General features: G+C 43.2%; 14 protein-coding genes. 8 read left to right on the forward strand and 6 right to left on the reverse strand.

Going from position 1 to position 14,667, the window contains the following annotated elements; translation table 11 throughout:
• Nucleotides 1–26: 26 nt before the first annotated feature.
• Nucleotides 27–2,540 carry an ATP-dependent Clp protease ATP-binding subunit gene (locus tag BQ2633_RS00785; protein WP_075564569.1) on the reverse strand — a complete coding sequence of 838 codons (2,514 nt, stop codon included), beginning with the start codon at nucleotides 2,538–2,540 and terminating at the stop codon, nucleotides 27–29.
• 249 nt (nucleotides 2,541–2,789) lie between these two features.
• Here BQ2633_RS00785 and rpsF point away from each other — a divergent pair, with 249 nt between their 5' ends.
• From rpsF to BQ2633_RS00810, 5 genes are all read left to right on the forward strand, one after another.
• Nucleotides 2,790–3,125 (forward strand): 30S ribosomal protein S6, encoded by a 336-nt coding sequence (gene rpsF / locus BQ2633_RS00790; protein ID WP_044063311.1) that lies wholly within the window; start codon nucleotides 2,790–2,792, stop codon nucleotides 3,123–3,125.
• 3 nt (nucleotides 3,126–3,128) lie between these two features.
• Nucleotides 3,129–3,392 carry a 30S ribosomal protein S18 gene (gene rpsR / locus BQ2633_RS00795; RefSeq protein ID WP_009437654.1) on the forward strand — a complete coding sequence of 88 codons (264 nt, stop codon included), beginning with the start codon at nucleotides 3,129–3,131 and terminating at the stop codon, nucleotides 3,390–3,392.
• 18 nt (nucleotides 3,393–3,410) lie between these two features.
• The gene (gene rplI, locus BQ2633_RS00800) at nucleotides 3,411–3,860 is read left to right on the forward strand and encodes a 50S ribosomal protein L9 (protein ID WP_075564570.1); all 450 of its coding nucleotides are present in this window, start codon (nucleotides 3,411–3,413) and stop codon (nucleotides 3,858–3,860) included.
• A gap of 250 nt (nucleotides 3,861–4,110) precedes the next feature.
• On the forward strand, nucleotides 4,111–4,839 hold the full coding sequence (gene truA, locus BQ2633_RS00805; RefSeq protein WP_075564571.1) for a tRNA pseudouridine(38-40) synthase TruA: 729 nt from the start codon (nucleotides 4,111–4,113) through the stop codon (nucleotides 4,837–4,839).
• Nucleotides 4,840–4,858: 19 nt separating this feature from the next.
• The gene (locus tag BQ2633_RS00810) at nucleotides 4,859–5,782 is read left to right on the forward strand and encodes an EamA family transporter (protein WP_075564572.1); all 924 of its coding nucleotides are present in this window, start codon (nucleotides 4,859–4,861) and stop codon (nucleotides 5,780–5,782) included.
• A 94-nt stretch (nucleotides 5,783–5,876) separates the two neighbouring features.
• Here the strand turns inward: BQ2633_RS00810 and BQ2633_RS00815 are convergent, their stop codons facing one another.
• From BQ2633_RS00815 to BQ2633_RS00835, 5 genes are all read right to left on the reverse strand, one after another.
• The gene (locus tag BQ2633_RS00815) at nucleotides 5,877–6,779 is read right to left on the reverse strand and encodes a helix-turn-helix domain-containing protein (protein WP_075564573.1); all 903 of its coding nucleotides are present in this window, start codon (nucleotides 6,777–6,779) and stop codon (nucleotides 5,877–5,879) included.
• A 453-nt stretch (nucleotides 6,780–7,232) separates the two neighbouring features.
• Nucleotides 7,233–9,635, reverse strand: a complete 2,403-nt coding sequence (locus BQ2633_RS00820) for a TonB-dependent receptor (protein ID WP_075564574.1) — start codon at nucleotides 9,633–9,635, stop codon at nucleotides 7,233–7,235.
• Between the two features lie 24 nt (nucleotides 9,636–9,659).
• Nucleotides 9,660–10,106: a RapZ C-terminal domain-containing protein gene (locus BQ2633_RS11410; RefSeq protein ID WP_075564575.1), complete on the reverse strand. Its 447-nt coding sequence runs from the start codon at nucleotides 10,104–10,106 to the stop codon at nucleotides 9,660–9,662.
• Nucleotides 10,096–11,388 carry a phosphotransferase gene (locus BQ2633_RS11415; RefSeq protein ID WP_075564576.1) on the reverse strand — a complete coding sequence of 431 codons (1,293 nt, stop codon included), beginning with the start codon at nucleotides 11,386–11,388 and terminating at the stop codon, nucleotides 10,096–10,098. The genes BQ2633_RS11410 and BQ2633_RS11415 overlap by 11 nt, the downstream gene beginning before the upstream one ends.
• A 4-nt stretch (nucleotides 11,389–11,392) precedes the next feature.
• Nucleotides 11,393–12,133, reverse strand: coding sequence for a 16S rRNA (uracil(1498)-N(3))-methyltransferase (locus BQ2633_RS00835; protein ID WP_075564577.1), 741 nt, complete (start codon nucleotides 12,131–12,133; stop codon nucleotides 11,393–11,395).
• A 109-nt stretch (nucleotides 12,134–12,242) separates the two neighbouring features.
• Here BQ2633_RS00835 and hpt point away from each other — a divergent pair, with 109 nt between their 5' ends.
• The 3 genes from hpt to obgE all read left to right on the forward strand — a co-directional run bounded on the left by hpt (nucleotide 12,243) and on the right by obgE (nucleotide 14,660).
• Nucleotides 12,243–12,782, forward strand: a complete 540-nt coding sequence (gene hpt, locus BQ2633_RS00840) for a hypoxanthine phosphoribosyltransferase (protein WP_075564578.1) — start codon at nucleotides 12,243–12,245, stop codon at nucleotides 12,780–12,782.
• 120 nt (nucleotides 12,783–12,902) lie between these two features.
• Nucleotides 12,903–13,472 carry an adenylate kinase gene (locus BQ2633_RS00845; RefSeq protein WP_075564579.1) on the forward strand — a complete coding sequence of 190 codons (570 nt, stop codon included), beginning with the start codon at nucleotides 12,903–12,905 and terminating at the stop codon, nucleotides 13,470–13,472.
• 30 nt (nucleotides 13,473–13,502) lie between these two features.
• Nucleotides 13,503–14,660 (forward strand): GTPase ObgE, encoded by a 1,158-nt coding sequence (gene obgE / locus BQ2633_RS00850; RefSeq protein WP_075564580.1) that lies wholly within the window; start codon nucleotides 13,503–13,505, stop codon nucleotides 14,658–14,660.
• Nucleotides 14,661–14,667: the final 7 nt, after the last annotated feature.

Genomic DNA, 14,667 nt, shown 5'->3' on the forward strand with positions numbered 1-14,667 from the left:
AAAACGCAAGTGGGTATCAAAACGGGTTAAAGGGTATCGGAAGAGGTTAGTTTGAGCTTTTTGCCATGTTCATCGATATCAATGCGGAGAACAGGCTTCTGGTCACCATCTAAGAACAGGTCGCAGATTGGGTCTTCCACATATTCTTGAAGTGTGCGACGCAAAGAGCGAGCTCCATATACTGGGTCAAAAGCTTTTTTCGCCACAAATTGCTTCGCTGCAGGAGTAAGTTCCAGTTGATGTCCATTGTCTGATAGACGTTTGGAGAGAGCTTGAATCTCCAGTTCGGCAATCTGTGCAATTCCTTCTGCGTTGAGCGGGTCAAACATGATGATTTCGTCTAGGCGATTGAGGAATTCTGGAGCAAACTGGCGTTGCAGAGCTTTTCGAACAATGCTTTCTGCCGCATCTGCTGAAATTCCGTCGGAAGAACTGCCGAAACCTACTCCAGCTCCAAATTCTTTTACCTGCCGGCTACCACTATTAGAGGTCATAATGATGACGGTGTTGCGAAAATCGACAGTAGTGCCATTGCCGTCTGTCATACGACCTTCGTCCATCACTTGGAGAAGTGTATTGAAAACATCAGGGTGTGCCTTTTCAATTTCATCGAGTAGGATAATAGAGTAGGGATGTCTTCGCACTTGTTCCGTGAGCTGACCACCTTCTTCATAGCCTACATATCCAGGAGGTGCACCAATGAGACGCGAGGTTGAAAACTTTTCTCCATATTCGCTCATGTCAATACGAATGAGAGAGTCTTTCGTGCCAAACATAAATTCCGCCAAGGTCTTTACTAAGTGAGTCTTACCAACACCGGTAGGTCCAACAAACATAAAAGTACCAATGGGACGATTAGGGTCTTTAAGCCCAAGTCTGTTGCGTGTGATGGCACGTGTGAGACGATGAATGGCACGGTTTTGGGCAATAACCTTACTAGCAAGTGCTTGTTGCATGCCTTTGAGGCGAATCGTTTCTTCTTCTTGCATGCGTTCCACAGGGACACCACTCATGAGCGAAACAACACTTGCTATGTCTGCTTCATCTACAGTGATGCGATGCTCCTTTAGATTTGATTGCCATTCTGCCTTCAAACGCTCGACTTCAGCTTCTGCCAGACGGAGTTGGTCTCGTAATTCAGCGGCCTCTTCATATCTTTGTTCTGCCGCAGCAGTTTCTTTTGATTGGCGAAGAGCTTCAACAGTCTTTTCTTGTGCAACAATGGGTTCAGGTAATTGCACTTTCAATAAGTGCATGCGGCTACCTGCCTCATCCAAAGCATCGATGGCTTTATCGGGTAGTGAGCGTTCGAACATATAGCGCTCTGTCAATGTGACACAAGCCTGCAAAGCGGCGTCGGTATATGTCACATTGTGGTGATCTTCATAACGCGCTTTGATGTTATTTAGTATGACGAGAGTATCCTCGGATGTGGTAGGTTCAAGTTGAATCTTCTGAAAACGGCGCTCCAAAGCTCCATCTTTTTCGATGGTCTTACGATACTCACTAATGGTGGTGGCACCAATGCATTGCACTTCTCCACGTGCTAGAGCTGGCTTAAGGATATTAGCAGCATCTAAAGAACCAGGGGCACTACCAGCACCAATTATGGTGTGAATCTCATCAATGAAAAGAATGATTTCACGATGGGACTTAAGTTCCTCGATGAGCTTACGTAGGCGATCTTCAAACTGCCCACGATATTGTGTCCCTGCAACGATAGAAGCCATATCTAACGTCACAATGCGCTTATTCATCAACAGATGAGGCACCTGATTTTTTACAATAAGTTGGGCCAAGCCTTCTACAAGGGCACTTTTGCCCACGCCTGGTTCACCTATCAAAATAGGGTTGTTCTTTTTGCGACGTGTAAGAATTTGTGCCACACGTTGGATTTCATCATGACGTCCTACGATAGGGTCTAACCAACCTTGTGCAGCGGCTTGTGTCAGGTCTTGCCCAAACTTATCAAGGATAGGAGTTTCGCTGTTACTTACACCACCATTTGGAGAGTTTGAGGTTACACCACGTTGAGCTTCTCCGTTACTACTGGGCATGTCACCAGCCATTTCAAGAGAGTTCTCGGGGTTACGTTGATTTGTTGTAGGAGTAGAATTCGTATGATTTGATGTGATGTTTTTATATTCTACTCCATATTGATTAATGAGTTTGCAGGCTTCGTTGTGGCGGTCGCGAAGCAAAGCAAGAAGCATGTGTACATCAGTCGTTTCTTGCGATTTCTGTAGTCGTGCTTCAAGATGGGATAAGCGGAGAATTCGTTCTGCGTCAACATCCAGTTGCGGTTCCTCCGCAGCAATCTCATGGTTAGAGGTATTTGCCATTCTTTGTTCAAGAGTATCACGAAGAAGTTCCACTGGAGCTCCCAAATTCTCAATCATTTGTCGCACTTGCCCCTCTTGATTACGGAGCATAGCCAGCAACAACGCCAAAGAGGTCACCTTCGGATGATGAAAGCGACGAGACTCCTCCTTACTCAGGGTGAGAACTTGGGCAATTATAGGCGATAAGTTGTCAGTCATTATTTCTGTATCGGATATATCTTTTATGTAGAGTAATCTTTGCAAAGGTACAACTTTCTAGCTGTAATGCTTGCCCTATTCCTACAATAATAATGCCAAAATGAGGATTTTGCTCGAAATACTTGGTCGTTTTGCAAGAATGTTGTACTTTTGCATCGTCTTTTGGGCTATTCTGCCATTTTCTCTGTGTAAATGATGTTGAAGCCCTAAGAGAATGTTCATTTATTCACTCAATACATTCACAACATGATGAATCAGTATGAGACCGTTTTCATCCTCACTCCCGTTTTGTCTGAAGTTCAGATGAAGGAAGCGGTCGAAAAGTTCAAAGGTATCCTCACCGCTAATGGTGCTGAGGTTATCAATGAAGAGAACTGGGGCCTCAAGAAGTTGGCTTATGCCATCGACAAGAAGAGCACTGGTTTCTATCAATTGGTGGAGTTCAAGGCTGAACCCTCTGTAGTAGACAAATTGGAAGTTGGTTTCCGTCGCGACGAGCGCGTAATCCGTTTCCTTACTGTTAAACTCGACAAGTTTGCTGCTGAATATGCTGCAAAGCGTCGCTCAAATAAGAAGGAGGACTAAAACATGGCACAATCTGAAATCCGTTATTTGACTCCCCCTACAGTAGACGTCAAGAAGAAGAAGTACTGCCGTTTCAAGAAGAGCGGTATCAAGTACATTGACTACAAAGATCCTGAATTCCTTAAGAAGTTCCTCAACGAACAAGGTAAGATCCTTCCCCGTCGTATCACTGGTACTTCTTTGAAGTTCCAACGTCGTGTGGCTCAGGCCGTGAAGCGTGCTCGTCATCTTGCACTCCTTCCCTTCGTAACTGACTTGATGAAATAATAAAGAGGAGGTACACACATGGAAATTATTCTCAAAGAAAACGTGCAAGGTCTCGGTTTCAAGAATGAAATCGTTACTGTGAAGGACGGCTACGGTCGTAACTTCCTCATTCCCACTGGTAAGGCTGTTGTAGCTACTGCTTCTGCAAAGAAGGAACTTGCTGAAGTTCTCAAGCAACAAGCTCACAAGCTCGAGAAGATCAAGAATGATGCTCTCGCACTTGCTGCCAAAATCAACGCTGTTGAAGGTATCAAAATTGCAACTAAGGTAAGCGCTACTGGTGCTATCTATGGTTCAGTTACTAGCCTCCACATCGCTGAAGAACTCGTTAAGCTCGGTCTCGATGTAGATCGTAAGAGCATCGTTCTCAAGGATGTTAAGGAAATCGGTACTTACAAGGCTGCTGTTAAGCTCCACAAGGACGTAACTGCTGAAGTTACTTTCGAAGTAGTTGCTGAAGAAGCCTAAACTTCCCCTTGCAGCTGTAAGTAACTAGCATTTACGCTGTACTCCTATTATAGGGGTACAGCGTTTTTTCTTTACTTATGATTTTGTGCAAGCGATGACTTTGTTTGCATTAAGCTGCAATTTCGAGGAGGCTTGGTTGGTGCCATACTGATTTAAGGCTTCTTCTTTCCTATTAAGTCGCTGTAAGTGTGGAGATTTATTGTTGTCCGAAAATAAACCTAGCATCTCTCTGCGCTGTAAACTATATTTTATGCGTTACTTTATCACCTTTTCTTACGACGGCACTAATTATCATGGTTGGCAAGTCCAACCTAATGCAGATAGTGTACAAGCCCGCCTTAATGATGCCCTAACAAAATTGTTACCAGTGCCCACGGAATGTGTTGGAGCTGGGAGAACAGACACAGGGGTGCATGCTTCTATGATGGTGGCTCACTTTGATACTGACCAAATTTTGGACGAAGAGGCCTTTGCTTTCCGATTAAATCGTATAGTCCCAGCAGATATTGCTGTTGAGAAAGTGGAAAGAGTGGCGAATGATAAGCATGCGCGTTTTGATGCAAAGCGAAGAACTTACCATTACTTTGTTTATTCAAAGAAGAATCCCTATCGACGTCATTATGCCAACCGACTAACTTATATGCCTAACTATCATTTGATGAATGAAGCTGCTAAGGTTTTACTAGAAGTCGATGACTTTACCAGTTTTTCTAAAGTCAATAACGATCAAAAAACAAACTTTTGTTCAGTGACGCATGCACAGTGGGTGCAACTTGACGAAGATTATTGGAGATTTGAAATCACTGCAAATCGTTTCCTTCGTAATATGGTACGTGCAATTGTAGGAACCTTGTTAGAAGTAGGCAGAGGACGTATGTCGGTTGAAGATTTCCGAAAAGTAATCACAGTGAAAAACCGTTGTTCAGCAGGCGAGAGTGTAGCAGGTAATGCTTTATTCTTGGTCGATATTCAATATTAACTGCAAGTATCTAAGTTTTATGTGGTTTTTTCTAGCTGTGATTTCGGCTGTCTGCTTGGGATTTTATGATGTCTTTAAGAAAATCTCATTACGAAATAATGCGGTACTTCCTGTTTTGTTGCTCAATACTTTAATAGGTAGTCTTCTTTTCCTTCCCCTAATTATCTCCTCTTATGCTGGTTGGCTACCAACAGTCAGTCATTGGTTTGTGCCCTCTGCTACTGTAGAAGCACACTTGTGGGTATTTCTCAAAGCAATCATTGTGCTATCTTCATGGATATGTGGCTATTTTGCAATGAAGCATCTACCTATTACTTTGGTAGGCCCCATCAATGCAACGCGACCTGTGATGACATTGTTAGGAGCGATGCTTGTATTTCATGAGCAGTTCAACTTATGGCAGTGGGCAGGAGTGGCTTTAGCTATTTTTTCTTTCTTTTTGATGAGTCGAAGTGGACGAAAAGAAGGTGTAAACTTTTTCCACAATCGCTGGATTTTGCTCCTCATTCTAGCCGCAGTGCTCGGGGCTTGCAGCGGGCTTTACGACAAGTTCCTGCTTCGTACTCCTAGCTTAGGAGGCATAGGGTTGAGTCCGATCTTCGTACAGTCTTGGTTCAATATCTATCAATTGGGATTAATGAGTTTGATTTTTGCTTTCCTTTGGTGGCCTATTCGTAAAAGTACTACGGCGTTTCAGTGGCGATGGTCAATTGTAGGGATAAGCATCTTCCTCGCTTTAGCTGATTTAGTCTATTTTTATGCGCTTACAGACCCAGATGTTCTCATCGCGATTGTTTCAATGACACGTCGAAGCAGCGTATTAGTGAGTTTCTTCTTTGGTGCTTTCTTATGGCGAGAGAATAATATACGCGCAAAGGCTTTTGATCTTCTCTTAGTCTTTGTTAGTTTGATTTTCCTTTGTATTGGAGCATTACAAAGCTAAGAGCAGTACTTGGGGGATAATAAAAGACCTCTCTTCTTTCCTTGTCAGTCTCAGATGAGAAGTGGTAGGAGAGAAGAGAGGTCTTCTTATGTAATTACTTCTTGCGAAACGCAGTAGGAGCTAAGTTTGTGTGGCGCTTAAAGAAAGCATTAAAACGTGTGGGTTCAGAAAAGCCCAGTGCATAGGATATTTCAGAAATAGACAAGGGTGATTGTTGGAGTAGCTTTTTGGCTTCAAGCAGAAATCTTTCTGCTATTACCTCACCGGTGGTTTTTCCTGTGACTTCTTTTACCGAACGGTTCAAGTGATTTACGTGAATGTTCAGTTGTTGAGCAAAGTCTGATGGGCTGTGCAATTGCACGCTGCGATGCAGTTCGTCAATGGGGAATTGACGTTCGAGCAGTTCAAACATGATGTGCGTGATACGCTCGGCTGCATTGCCAGCAGGACGCTCCTTGGAAATGTCTGGGTGCATCTTCATTGCAAAGTGCAAAAGGTCGAAGATATATCCTCTCAACACATCATACTTATAGAGATAGCTGGAGTGAAGCTCTTCCTTCATGCGCATGAAAATGCTTTCCGCTTGGTTATACAATACTTCATTGAGCGGAAATACGTGGATTCCTCCAGCTTGATATACTGGATAATCCGACAATTGTCCAAAACGATGGAAAAATGCTTGATTAAAAATGCAATAATGTCCGAATTCGATATGCTCCAATCCTTCCCAACTATAGGGAATCAGTGGATTGGAAAATACCAGAGCATAGCCATCAATTTCCACTGTTTTATCTGCATAGTTGAGCACCACACCTTTACCATAAAGGAGTGTGATTTTGTAAAAATCACGTCGTTTATAGGGAATTGTGGAGTGCTCCTTGTCTACCAGTGGGCTAAGATCAAAAACATTGAAGTGGCCGTGCTCCAATTCCAAACCTTTTGGCAACCAGCCAAACTGTTGTTCGTAGAAATTTGCGAGGCTTTCTGTATTCTTCATGCTCTATATTGTTCTGTGATGGAAAGACAAAACGAGAAACTCCCGTTTGCTTGTATAATCTTGCAACAAAGATACAACTTTGTTGGGAAATAGCATTTGCGATAATCAAACAGATTGACAGGGAAATGTCCAAATCACCTTAAAATAGTCGCATATAATTATGAAAGCGAAGATTTTGCAAACTCAATGACATATAAACATAACAATCTTGTAAGTCTTGATGTCAGAATAACGAAACACACTGATTTAACTTATCCGACTAAAGTCAAGCCCATTGGGAGATAAGTCAATCGTTATGATTATTCCTTTCTAGTCGTAAGTTTACGCACTTATTGACCACCTACGCATAGTTTTTTTGCGATTTGACTTTTAGTTTATCGGACTTGTCCTACCAATATAGGTAAGGTAAATTGCAACAATCTGTTATCCGTTGTTGAAAGTGCAATGAGTCAATCAAAACTGTAGTGAAAAACGCAAGTTAAGCTGTCGTCCTGTTAGGTAGTTAGGAACAGCATGCTGAGAATTGCTAATATCGGTTATCCAATAATATGAGCTGACATTGCGAATGCCCAATAGATTGAAACAATCAAGTCCAATCCATGCGTTGCTTAACCACCGTCCTGTGCCGACGATAGGTCGCTTCCCATCTTTTAGCTGAACATTGAATAGATGATAAGCTAGACCTATATCCACGCGTTTATAGGAAGGAGCTCGATAAGTTTGTACACTGCGATCTGTGTGTGGAGGGGTGAAGGGAAGTCCGCCAGCCAAGGCACCGCGCAAAGTAACTGCCCAACGGGTGCTGCCAGGAAAATAGTCGGTAAAAAAGAGAGAAAAGTTATATATTTGGTCAGTTGGTCGTGGTATCCATGAACCATTTAGTCTTTCTTGGGTACGCATCAAGGAGAAAGTGAGCCATGAGTCAGTGCCTGGTACAAATTCTCCAAAGAGTTTAACATCAACACCGGCTGCAAATCCGTTGGTTGTCTTATCACCTTCATACACAATACGTACATTGTCTATGGTATAAGGGATAAGAAGCGAGAAATGCTTGTAGTATGCTTCTGTTGTCAACTTGAAAGGTCGGTTCATTAAGCGGAAAGCATAGTCACTACCTATAACGAACTGGAATGATTGCTGGCTGCGAGCTTGTGTGTTGAGAAGCACTTCCGCTACACCATCATGCATGGACGTTTGGCGCAACTCTTTGTAGAAAGGTGGTTGATAGTACCAGCCTGTGGCAAGGCGAAATGTCCAATTATCGTAGCTAGAAGGAGTGAAGCCTAGAGATAAACGTGGCGAAAAGAAAGACTCGTTGTTCCAGTTGCGGTGCGTAAATCTCAAGCCGTAAGTTAGATTGAACAATCCAATAGCCGAATTATGGCGATAAGTATCTTGGACATAGGCTTCTGTAGTATGCGCTGTTAGGCTGTTTTCAGAATGGAGTGCGTAGATAAGTTGTAAAGTTTCAGCAGAGTGGGGGAGGGAGTAACCAGATGAGTCACGCATCTCCCATTCTCGTGCACGTTCTGCCGCATATTCAGTGCGCCAATCTATGCCCGCAAGTAGTTGGTGTCCATGCAAGCGTGTTCCAAAACGAAGACCCAACTTGAAAATTCTTGCATTCAAGAAATTGCGAGCATGCTCCATATAAGTGCCAACGCCTAGTTGTGTGGCAGTTGTAGCTTCACTGAGCCAATACTGTCCTTGAATATCATAAGTTTCTCGTTCGTTAGTGGAAAAATTTGATACTTGCGCTGCCAGATAAGTGGATGGAGAAAAGTGTCGTGTCAGTGTTGCTGCAGTAAATAACGATTGAAAACTATCGTCTTCCTTTCCATCAAAGTAGACTTTGAAAGAACGAGCATCGAATAGCGTACCAAAACGAGTATCACGATCTTGAGGGACGAAAGAATATCTATTGTCTGCAAAGTTACCAAGGATATCGAGTGACCATTGGGAGGACGGACGCCATGAAGCAAAGAGTTGATAATCTAAGAAATTGGGATTATATTCTCCGTTTGTATCTAGCGAACCTAATAAGTAACTTGTGGTTTTATAACGTACGCTGCTCATGAGTGAGAACTTTCCCTTCTTATCTCCCCATCCAGCGTAAAGCCCAGCACCAAGAAGAGACGTATTGACTGATGCTTCAAGCCGTTCTGGACGTTTGTAGGTGATGTCCAATACCGACGACATCTTATCACCATATTTGGCTTCAAATCCTCCGGCAGAGAATCGAATGCTCTCAACCATGTCACTATTGATAATGGAGAGACCTTCCTGTTGTCCAGAACGAACCAACTGAGGACGATAGAGTTCTATACCATTGAGATAGACTACGTTTTCATCGAATGAGCCACCACGAACATTATATTGTGAAGAGAGTTCGCTGTGACTTGATACTCCAGCTTGAGAAGTCACAAGTTCTTCCACTGCATTACCTGTTGTCGAAGGGGCTTGGCGACTAGCATCGAGGGTAATACGCTGTGTAGTTCCTAGCTGTTTCCCTTGTGTTTTGACGACAGCTTCGCTCACCATGATGGAGTAATCAGGAAGTACGAAGTCAATGCGTACAGAATCTTTGGGAGCTAGTAATGTCCGCTTACGAGTTTCATAGCCCACCATAGCACAAACAACTATAATGCTATCAGTTGAAGTGCTATAAAGACTATACTCTCCTCGAAGATTACTCACGGTGAGTGCGGCTGTTCCTGCCACCCGCACCGTAGCTAATTCTATTGGTGAGCCATGGGTGTCTCGAACGGTGCCAAAAATTTTGACACGTTGAGCAAACACAGATACATTAAAAATGATGGTGCTGAGTAGAAAAAGGAAAATACGGGTGTGGAACATACTAAGCGTAACGAGGAGGTATTCTTATTGTTGTGCTAGGAAGGTATGGTGAATGTTTTGTTCACGATGTTCCAATATAACTGTGATGCCAAATTTACTGTGAATATGTTCTGCAAGATGTTGTGCTGAGTAAACACTTCTGTGTTGTCCACCTGTGCATCCAAAAGAGAACATCAAATTAGTGAAACCTCGCTCAATATATCGGGCGACATGTACATCAGCCAAGGCAAAAACGTGTTCTAAAAATGATAGAATTTCTCCATCTTTTTCTAGAAAATCTATGACAGGTTGGTCTAGCCCTGTAAGCTGTTTGTAAGGCTCGTAGCGTCCAGGGTTGTGAGTGCTGCGACAATCAAATACGTATCCTCCGCCATTTCCACTTTCGTCTGATGGAATGCCTTTTTTATATGAGAAACTGAAGACGCGAACTACAAGTTTGTTGTTGCCTTCTGTTGTGTCTTTACTTTGCATGATATGCTTTATCTAATTGTATATTTGTATTTTGTGATAGCTGAGATAGAATGCTCTTTAGTGTAGGATAATGCTTGGTAACTCCCTTGTCTATTAGTTGTTCAATTTGGCGCAACGCTAATGGGATAGACTGTAGGAAGTAAGGTTTTCTTTCGTATAGTCCACGTAAACCGTAGGCACCTAATACTTGTAACATTCGGAAAAGTACAAATAAGAGTAGTTCTTCTTTGAATTGGTCACGGTCAATGGCTATGAGAGTAGACAATTCATCCAGGTATTCCTCTATCAAAGTAGCGCGTAGTGCATCGGGGTATTGTGCAGAAGCCTGCCAAAGGAAGGATGCTATGTCATAATGCAGAGGACCTTTGCGACCACTTTGGAAGTCAATAAGCCAAGGTTGTCCTTTGTACACCATTACATTTCGCGCTTGAAAGTCTCGATAAAGAAAGGTAGAACCGGCGTGGTCACATTGCAGCAAACGAGAAGCAAAAGCATCGAAATCATCTTCTAATGCAGTTTCGTCAAAAGGTAAACCAGCAGGTTTCAGAAAACAGTATTTGAAGTAGTTCAGATCAAACATTATGGCACGTTTGTCAAATGTCTGAGGAGAGAGCAAGTGGTTGGTGTCTAGTGATTCACCTCCTTTTATCTGTACATTTGCTATGAGTCGGATTGTGTTGCGAAGAAGTTGGTAACCCTCAAGAGCCATCTGAGGAATTGCTTCGAGCAATGGTTGTTTGTCGTGGCATTCATTCCGAAGAGTTCTGAGAACTTCAATATAATCTCCAAGAATTGCAGGATTTTCTACTACGTTTTTGGAAAAATCTCCGACATTTTTAGAGAAATCTTCGACGTTTTTTGGGGGATTTAGGAGAGATTGCTGATTGATATCTTGTTGGTTGGCTGCGACATTGGGAGTTCCAGCAGTGTCCACGCGAAGAGAATATCCAGTCTTCTTCCAAGAAGCCAGGACTTCGTGGAGAGATAAATCGCCTAGGTCGCTTTGTAGATAGCAAAGATGGTCGTCCGATATGGCATATATTTGAGGGACCGGTAGTGATTTTGTTTGAAAAAGCTGAGAAAGATAAATGAAAGCATCATTTTCCTTGGCGTTGCTGCCAAAGGCTCCCACTACGCTTTTACCATTGCTTCGAGTTAATCGGAGATATATACGATTTGAACCAGCACTGTGTAGCACTTGCGTGGAAGTTGGTTGCTCTCCAAAATGATGTTCAAAAAGAATTTCAATAGAAGCCCTTGTTTGTTGGAGGAAGTCATCCATAGGATTAGTGTGTTTTTTTGAGATTTATCAACTGCACTGCAACAAGTGCCGCAGTTTCGGTGCGTAGTCTGCTTTTGCCTAGGGAGATGCTCTGGTAGCCTAAAGAAGTAGCAAGTCGCACTTCGTCAATGGAGAAATCTCCTTCTGGTCCAATTAAGACAAGTGTTGGGCAATCTTTCTGGACAACATCAAAGAGAAAGGGTTTTTCATCTGAGTTGTTGATGTCACCTTGTTCGTAGCAATGTGCGATAAATTTATCTCCTTCAAAGGGTTTAGATATGAATTCCTTGAATTTTTCCATTGCGGATACTTCTGGGAATGCACCTTTGTGACTTTGTTTTGCGGCACTAACCACGATTTTCTCGATGCGTTCCGTTTTTAATACATGACGTTCTGAGTTGCAACACTCGAGAAAATGCAAGCCATTAAGTCCTATCTCTGTGGCTTTTTCAGCAAACCATTCTATTCTATCCATATTTTTGGTCGGGGCTACGGCCAGATGAATGTTGCTTTTCCAATGTTGTTCCCAAGGATATTGAGCCTCAATAGAAACAAAGCATTGGGGATGGCGACCCGTGCCAATAGCGGTAATGGTGCAGTCATAGAAAGTGCCAGCACCATCGGTTACCCATAAAAAGTCTCCCTCTTTTCGACGCAAAACACGCACTGCGTGAGCAGCTTCTTCGTCAGGGAGTTGAAGAGATTTTGCCAAATCGGGGGCATAAAACAAATGAGATTCCTTCATGAAGTGGTCGTTTTATCTGCGAAGGTACGATTTTTCTTCAGAAAAGGGGGTAGAAATGCACGAACTTCGGTTTTTTTTCCTACTTTTGCAGATAAATTTTTATCGTTCTATGGACCTCGTTACCGTAAAAGACAAACAATTCGCCATCTCGCTCTCCGAAGAACGCATTCGCCAACGCGTTGCAGAGACGGCAGCTCAAATCAGTCAAGACTTAGAAGGGAAGAATCCTATCTTCTTGGCGGTGTTGAATGGATCTTTCGTGTTTGCTGCTGACCTCATGCGCGGAATTTCAACTCCTTGTGAAATCAATTTTGTGCGTTTCTCTAGTTATGACGGAATGTGCAGCACAGGAAGTGTGAAAGAACTCCTTGGACTTAATCAAAGTCTGAAAGGCCGTACTGTCGTGGTGGTTGAAGATATCATCGATTCGGGTTTGACAATGCAAGAATTGTTAGTGTATTTACAGAAGTTTGAGCCCGCAGAGTTGAAGGTCGCTTCGCTCTTGGTTAAGCCCGGAAACATGCAAGTTAAGCTCGATATCGACTACACTTGTTTTGAGATTCCCAATGATTTTATCGTGGGGTATGGTCTTGATTACGATGGATTTGGCCGTAATCTCTCTTCCATCTATACTGTTGTAGAAGACTAACTCAAGCGAATCCTTGTGCAATCCTCATAGTGGTACCTATATCAGGGGTTGGTCATGAGGCTTTGAAGGGAAATGCCACAATCTTGCAAATTATTAGATAATATATTTCATCCTATAACAATGAAAAATCTTGTCATCTTTGGTGCACCTGGTTCTGGTAAGGGCACACAAAGCGATATTCTCGTCGAAAAATATGGTTTTGATCACATCTCTACTGGTGATGTGCTTCGTGCTGAAATCAAAGCCGGCAGTGAATTAGGCCGTACTGCAAAGGAATATATCGACAATGGTCAGCTTATTCCTGACTCTTTGATGATTGATATCTTGGCTGCAACTTATGATGCACTTCCTAAGACACAAGGGGTTATCTTTGACGGATTCCCCCGTACTATCCCTCAAGCAGAGGCACTCAAGGCTATGCTTGCAGAGCGTGGAACACAAGTACATGCCATGCTTGAACTGAATGTTCCTGATGAGATGTTGATGGAGCGTTTGATCAATCGCGGTAAAACGAGCGGACGTGCTGACGATAACGAAGAAACGATTGCAAAGCGTCTTGGCGTTTATCACAGTCAAACGATGCCCCTTATTGAGTGGTATGAAAAAGAAGGTCTTCGCAATGCTGTGAAGGGGCATGGCTCACTCGAAGAAATCAATGCAAACTTGTGTGTTGTCATTGATGCGCTTTAAGCATCAATGACAACACCGTAAAGAATATCGATGGAATCAAATTTCATTGACTACGTAAAAATCTATTGTCGCTCAGGTAAAGGTGGCCGCGGTTCGATGCACATGCACCGTGGTAAGTATCAACCCTTGGGCGGCCCTGATGGTGGTGATGGTGGTCGTGGAGGTAATGTTTATCTTCGCGGCAATCATAACTATTGGACCTTGTTGCACCTCCGATTTGACCGACACGTTTTTGCAGGCCATGGTGGAAATGGCGGAAAATGTTGTAGTCACGGCAGTGATGGTGAAGATAAGTACATTGAAGTACCACCAGGCACGGTGGCTTATGATGCCGAAACCGGTAAGTATCTCTGCGATGTCGTAGAAGACGGACAAGTGGTGATGTTGCTCAAAGGTGGACGTGGGGGATTAGGAAATTTCCAATTCCGCACTGCAACCAATCAAGCACCTCGCTATGCACAACCAGGAGAACCTATGCAGGAAATGATGGTTGTGTTGGAACTGAAACTACTTGCAGACGTAGGTTTGGTCGGTTTTCCCAATGCGGGAAAGTCAACCCTCGTAAGTGCTTTGTCAAACGCTCGTCCTAAAATTGCCAACTATCCCTTCACCACGCTTGAACCTTCTTTAGGGATTGTGCCTTATCGCGATGGGCGTTCCTTTGTGATGGCAGATATACCCGGTATTATTGAAGGAGCAGCCGAAGGACGTGGACTTGGACTTCGATTTCTGCGTCATATTGAGCGCAACTCTTTATTGCTCTTTATGGTGCCAGGAGACACTGACAACATAAAGCGAGAATACGAAATTCTTCTCAAAGAAGTTAGCGAGTTTAATGAAGGGCTGCTTAACAAGCATCGCGTATTGGCTGTGACCAAAAGCGATTTGTTGGATGAAGAACTGATGGAAATGCTCAAAGAAGAGCTTCCAGAGGACTTGCCAGTAATCTTTATTAGTGCTGTGACGGGACACCACATTCAAGAACTCAAAGATTTGTTGTGGCAAGAACTGAATAGTGAAAGCAACAAGCTGCAGAGTGTGGCGGAAGGTGGTAGCATTGTGCATCGCGATCGCGAAGTAGAGCATTTTGATCGAGACTTCTCTGATTGGGCAGACGATGTTGTCGAAATTGATGACGATGATATCGAAGAACTTGAGGATTACGAAATTGAGGATGTGGAAGAGTAATGGAATA

The sequence above is a fragment of the Ihuprevotella massiliensis genome, assembly GCA_900095835.1.
GTDB classification, from domain to species: Bacteria; Bacteroidota; Bacteroidia; order Bacteroidales; family Bacteroidaceae; genus Alloprevotella; species Alloprevotella massiliensis.